Raw genomic sequence first — 5,681 nt, forward strand, 5'->3', positions numbered from 1 at the left:
AGATAACCACATCTACACCATATCAGCCTCGCCCGAGCGTCTGTTTTTTTGTAAGAACGTATATTACTTTTTCAAAAATAGCTTTTTTCAATTGAAAAAAAAAGTTGGATTGGATTTGTTAATTTTTATTTTCAATTGAAAAAAAAAGATTCCGTTTTTTTATCAACTAAACTTTCCAAAAATGCCTAAATCTGTAAATTCAAAAACCAATTCGGCTGATTATCTTCAATCAGGCGCTCGATTTTTTTGGAAGAATGCCGGAACGTGAACGTTGTTTTTTTAACTAAATTTCCCTGGCATTCTTCTAAAAAAATGAGCAAACAACCGAAGGGCGTTAGTATGCGGTGCTACAATAAACACCCCAAGTGAAGCAAAAAAAGCGGTGCTTGCAAGGAGCGTTTTTTGCTGAACGGGTGGCGGTGTTGCGGTCACTGACAGCCACGCTAGACCGGGAACGTAACGAAGCTTTTGCGAAGTGAAGAGAAGGGATAGCAGCGTGTAACGGCAACCGAAAAAAGTGAAGCTTCAGCGGAACAAATAATCAACTTCAGCCCTTTTTCGGGCGTTCCTATTGAGGTTGATGGCTGGCGGTAGAGCAACCGCCAAAACATAAGGGGCGGTGGACGCGAACACTGACCCGCATTTTTCTTGCGGGTTTGTGTTGCGGACGCAGTAGCCCCGACGAACGACGGAAGCGACCGTGTGAAGATGAGGACGAGGAAGCGTAGTAACTGCCTGCCCTTTTTCAGGGCTGGCAGGTGCTATGCTGACGAGTGGACTGTGGAACGGAGGCTTTTTTCAGCCGACTGGAACAGCCGAACGGAACAAAGGAAGCGACCAGAGGGAGACCGCTTTATTCCTCTGCTGTTAGGATTCCAATTGTTCTTTTTAAACCTAAATTACTTGATTGGATGATATTGATTAACTGCATTTTGCAAGGCTTCCAATTCTGTTTGTTTGTACTGGATTGTTGTCGATGCTCTTCGATGTCCAGAAAAAACCTGTACAATTCTGGTGTCATTTTCCTTTTTCAAAAGATTGGCAATTACACTTTGTCTTATCCGCATTGGCTGTAATTTCTCGCTTGGCTTTCTGTGTTCATTTATCATTTTGCTGATTGTATGAGGATGTACTTTTTCGCCATATTGACCTAAAATAAAGTAATTTATAACTGGGTTTTCTTTATTAAAAAACAATAATTCTTTTCGTTCTTTTTCTAAATAATTGTAGAATAATAAAATTTGTTTGGCTTGTAATGGAAGTGTTCGTTTTTGCTGATGATGTCCGCTTTTTATTTGGATTTCTCCACTTTCTAAATCAATGTTTTTAACTTCTAAATCACTAATTTCTGATACGGTTAACGCTTGGTAAATAAGCAAAGTTATAATCACTTCGTTTCTTCTTTTTAGTCGTTCTTTTCGCTTTATTTTAAAGGTTTTTAAGAAGTTTTCTAAAGTCTCTAAACTATATAAATTATCAACTTGGATTTGCTTATTTATCTTGTCTTTTAAAAATAATTCACTGCAGGGATGGTCTTTCCTTTTGCCGATTTCCAGTAAATAATTGAAGTAAATTTTAACTCCGTACAAACAATGCCTTAAAGTTTTTGGGTGCAGATCGTAGTTTTTCCGCAAGTAGGCAATGTAATTTAAAATGTCGGTGTAAGTCGCTGTTTCTGATTTGTTTTGGTAATAATCCGTAAATCTTTTTATGTTGTAAAGGTTTGATGCTAAAGTACTTTTGCTGTATTTTTTCTGTAAATATTCTTCCAGTTTCATTCCATTAATTCATTGATTTGTTGTTGGTTAATATGAGTGTAAATTTCTGTTGATTCAATATGGCTGTGTCCTAAAAAGGTTTGCACTTGTTCTATTTTCATTCCGTTTTCTAAAAGATGTGTAGCGATAGAATGGCGCAGGCTATGGATTCCGATTTTATTAAGTTCTTCAGTAGAAAATCTTTGGCCAAACTCCGTTTTGCTAATCAATGTTTTTAGGGTACTATTAAATGTCCATTCCTGCATTCTTTGTCCTTTTGAGTTCAGGAAAACAGCTTTGTTTTTACTTTCTTGCTGACTTTCTAAATAACTTTCTAACTCACTAACTATTTGATTTGTAATTGGTATTATTCGTCTTTTACTGTTTTTACCTTTCTGGACTATTACTAAATTTTCAGTAAACCTAATATCTTCTTTATTGATTAAACTTAATTCTCCAACTCGCAGGCCACAACCGTAGGCAATATTTAAAATCGCCTTTTCCAGTTCATTACTAACGCTGTATAATTCTTGGATTTCACTTTGAGTAAAAATAATCCGTTCTACTTTTTCATTTGGATAACTAAATTTTAAATGTGATGCCGGGCTAACTTTTATCGTTCCAATTTCCAGTAAATAACCCAGATACGCTTGAAGGTTCCGCATATGGTCGTGGATGCTTTTTTGCTTGATGTTTTGCCCTGTTCTTGAACTTTTTCTTTGCAGTAAATAATCGTAATATTTAGCTATTTCTACTGTGGTAATTCCTTGTAATTGATGGATTTGAAGTGTTTCTAACCAACAAAAAAACTCTTTTAAATATAAATATCTTGTCTGGCAAGTGACTTTATTTAGCCCTAAAATAAGTAAGTGATTTTTGTAATTTATGGCTTCTTCCTGATAGGTTTTATTATAGACTTTGTGCAGGCTTGGTTTTCCCATCTTATGACCTTTTTAGTTGTATGATGCTTTTTGCTTACTTCATATTTTGGGTTTAGGGTCGCTAGACTTATTTTTGTTTAAAAACCTATATTTAGCAATACTTGCCGAAGTTTTCTAGTGACCCATTAGCGACCCACAGCGACCCACATTATTTGTCTGCTTGTCGTAGTTGGTCAATCTGTAACATTAGAAAATCCTTTATTTCTGCTCTTAATTTTTGGTGATTATCCCAATAGTCAACCACATATTTTAAGCCTTTATTAGAAAAACCTCCTTTGTATTTGATGTATTCCAGTTCCAGTAAACTATTGATAAACCGCTGTAATTGGGTTTTGCTGATGTTCATTTCTTGGCGGATTTCCCTTTGTGTAAACTCGGTGTCTTTGGCTTTGGTATATTTCTTTAACCGCTCAAAAAACTGTCTTAAACTCCCGTCCAATTCATCAACTTTTAAAACAATACTTTCAAAAAGTATTTCTGTTGCTTCTTCAATATCTTCGATTGTGGTTATCAATTTTCCGTCTGCAGTTTGTTCTCTTTGGTACTGATTTATAAACGTAACTTGCTTAATTACGGCTTGATACATTTCGTTTAATCGTCTTATTTTATGGACTTTTTCGGGTAATTGTAACTTTGTAGCAAACGGATTAACCACTTCATAATACTTTAAACTTCTGACTATTTGTTGAATAAAAGCTACTGCGATCTGTTTTTCTTTCGGGTCAGTTTCTCCCGCATTTCGTTTGTTTTGGTGTGTAATTATTCTTTGGGTTTGCTCTTTGCTTTCATCCACTGCAATCAAAAAACTACGGCTCATATTATCCTCGTAGGTTTCGCCTTTGGTCGTTGCACTTAAACTGGAGAACTGTCCTTTTACTTCTTTTCGGGTAGATTTATTGTTTCCTTTTTTGTCTTTCATTGATACCGAAGAACTCAAAAACTGATTGCTTATAAGTTCCCGAAGCGCATACAAAGCCTCTTCTTTCAGTCCGTCTAAATCTTCTATTATTATGATTTTTCTAAACAAATCAAACTCTCCCCAGTTGTACAAACTGCTCTCTGTGATCCTGGTAAATCGAAGTACGTCTTCCCCTGGCATCAAGTCTGCAATCGAGCCAATAATATGGGTTTTTCCTGAACCGCTCGAACCTTGTACAATCCCGTGAATAGGGCTTTTGTTCATATAACTGATGATTATCAGGAACAATAACAATCGGCTGTTTTCCTCGCCAACGATACCCGATTTGCCTATTTGTTCGTTTAATTTTTTTAGTAATTCTTTGGTTTTTAAGAACTCAATTGCATTTGTATTGTTTGGTTTAACTACTTTTTCTTCAGGAGATTTTTTGGCTGTGGTTTTAGTAGTTTTTTCTTCAATTGAAAAAGAAAAATTTAGTTCTTTTCGCTTCTCTAAAAGCTCTGTAACTATTTCGGATTCGTGAAGTTGTAACGTTTCGTTTATGTCTTTGTTTGGCAGTTCTAAAGTGGTTAATTTCAAGTTTGGATATTCATTTAAGAACATTGCACCATATTTTGTTACAGCTTCTTTTCCTGCATCATCGTTATCAAAACAAAAAATGATTTCTTCTAATTGCTGGAGTTCTTTAACAGCGTTTTGGATTTCTTCGTTTAATCCGTTTGTTCCGTAACACGCTAATAAACTGTGATTTTTTGTTATTTCCGTGATTTGTAACAAGCTTGCACAATCAATAACGCTTTCGGTCAGGATTAGTTTTTTAGTGGCTGGATTTGGATAATTTGGATAAAGTCCGGAACGGTTCTTCAGATAAAAATGTTTGGCTTCTTTTTCATTTATTGTGCTTCTAAAGTACAGGCTGACGATTTGGTTTTCTTTGTTCTTCAGTGGAAAAACAATTGATTTATTTCCAAAAACATTAAAGGCTTTTTCACCTGTTTTGCTGATTATGTTCCTGTCCAGAAGCAATCCAACAGCCAGACAATTATTGATTAAAGTTTCGTCTCTTCGTGTGCCGTGGTGGAACTGACCGCCATTAAAACCAATACTTAATTTTGCCGGATCTAAATTTCTTTGTTTACAGTATTCTTTTGCTGGCGGACTGTTGAAGATTCCTTTTCTAAAACTCTGGAACATCTTTTCTAAAAACAGGCTTTTGTCTTCTGTGATGGTTGCAGGTTCTTGTTTTACAATATTGGGAACATTTGTATTTACTTGGCCAACCATCGTTGTGCATTTTAAAATCGCTTCTCGCTTGGTTAGCTTTTCATAATCCTGGACAAACTGGATTACATCGCCTTTTTTATCGCAAGCGTGGCATTTGTAACGGTTTTGGGTTGGATTAACTTGTAAACTCGCTGTCTTATCATCGTGGAACGGACACAACAGCATATTGTTTTTATTGGGTTGTAAGCTGTAATGCGCTAATACGGCTGACAGATTTAAGTTTTCTTTGATTTCTGCTATAGTCATTATTTGCGTTTTTTCAGGGTTTGCTTCTCTGGGATTTGATTTTCTATCAGTTCTATGATTAACTGCTTTTCACTCGTTAGGATTCTCACGGTATCGCCAGCTTTAAATCCTAACTCTTCCAGCCATATCCCGCTCACACTTAGCCACGGAACTGTTTTATAACCATAGGTTAATACTCTGTGTTTGGGTTGAAGCTTTACTTGTTTGGGATTTCTGACTGCCATAATTGCTGTGATTAACTTTGTTGAAAAGTTTTTATGATACTTTTTTGTTTTGCAATAATACATAATTGTTTTATTTAATAAAACCTTAATGTATTATATTTTTCAACAATGTTATAAACGGATGTATTATTGCTTAAATTTGCTAATATTTAAGTATTAAATTAATACACATATCCATTATGACAACGATAAGTGAACGCATAAAACAACTTCGTACAGAAAACAACTTAACTCAATCTGAACTGGCAGAAAAAGTAGGTTTGACTTATGTACAAATTGGTCGATATGAAAAAGGGAAAAGCAATCTATC

The 5,681-nt window shown here is 35.4% G+C and carries 5 protein-coding genes; 1 reads left to right on the forward strand and 4 read right to left on the reverse strand.

Features of this window, described 5'->3' with window-relative positions:
- Positions 1 to 899: 899 nt before the first annotated feature.
- The 4 genes from D0817_RS24520 to D0817_RS24535 all read right to left on the reverse strand — a co-directional run bounded on the left by D0817_RS24520 (position 900) and on the right by D0817_RS24535 (position 5,434).
- Positions 900 to 1,778, reverse strand: a complete 879-nt coding sequence (locus tag D0817_RS24520; RefSeq protein WP_127340972.1) for a tyrosine-type recombinase/integrase — start codon at positions 1,776 to 1,778, stop codon at positions 900 to 902.
- Positions 1,775 to 2,698 (reverse strand): tyrosine-type recombinase/integrase, encoded by a 924-nt coding sequence (locus D0817_RS24525; RefSeq protein WP_127340973.1) that lies wholly within the window; start codon positions 2,696 to 2,698, stop codon positions 1,775 to 1,777. Before D0817_RS24525 ends, D0817_RS24520 begins: the two co-directional genes overlap by 4 nt.
- 148 nt (positions 2,699 to 2,846) lie before the next feature.
- Positions 2,847 to 5,147: a CHC2 zinc finger domain-containing protein gene (locus D0817_RS24530; protein ID WP_127340974.1), complete on the reverse strand. Its 2,301-nt coding sequence runs from the start codon at positions 5,145 to 5,147 to the stop codon at positions 2,847 to 2,849.
- Positions 5,147 to 5,434 (reverse strand): SymE family type I addiction module toxin, encoded by a 288-nt coding sequence (locus D0817_RS24535; RefSeq protein ID WP_127340975.1) that lies wholly within the window; start codon positions 5,432 to 5,434, stop codon positions 5,147 to 5,149. Before D0817_RS24535 ends, D0817_RS24530 begins: the two co-directional genes overlap by 1 nt.
- Before the next feature lie 116 nt (positions 5,435 to 5,550).
- Here D0817_RS24535 and D0817_RS26585 point away from each other — a divergent pair.
- Positions 5,551 to 5,681 (forward strand): helix-turn-helix domain-containing protein (locus D0817_RS26585; protein WP_202866516.1); only part of this gene is annotated, 131 nt, incomplete at its 3' end.

This window comes from Flavobacterium cupreum, assembly GCF_003996965.1.
Taxonomy (GTDB): Bacteria; Bacteroidota; Bacteroidia; order Flavobacteriales; family Flavobacteriaceae; genus Flavobacterium; species Flavobacterium cupreum.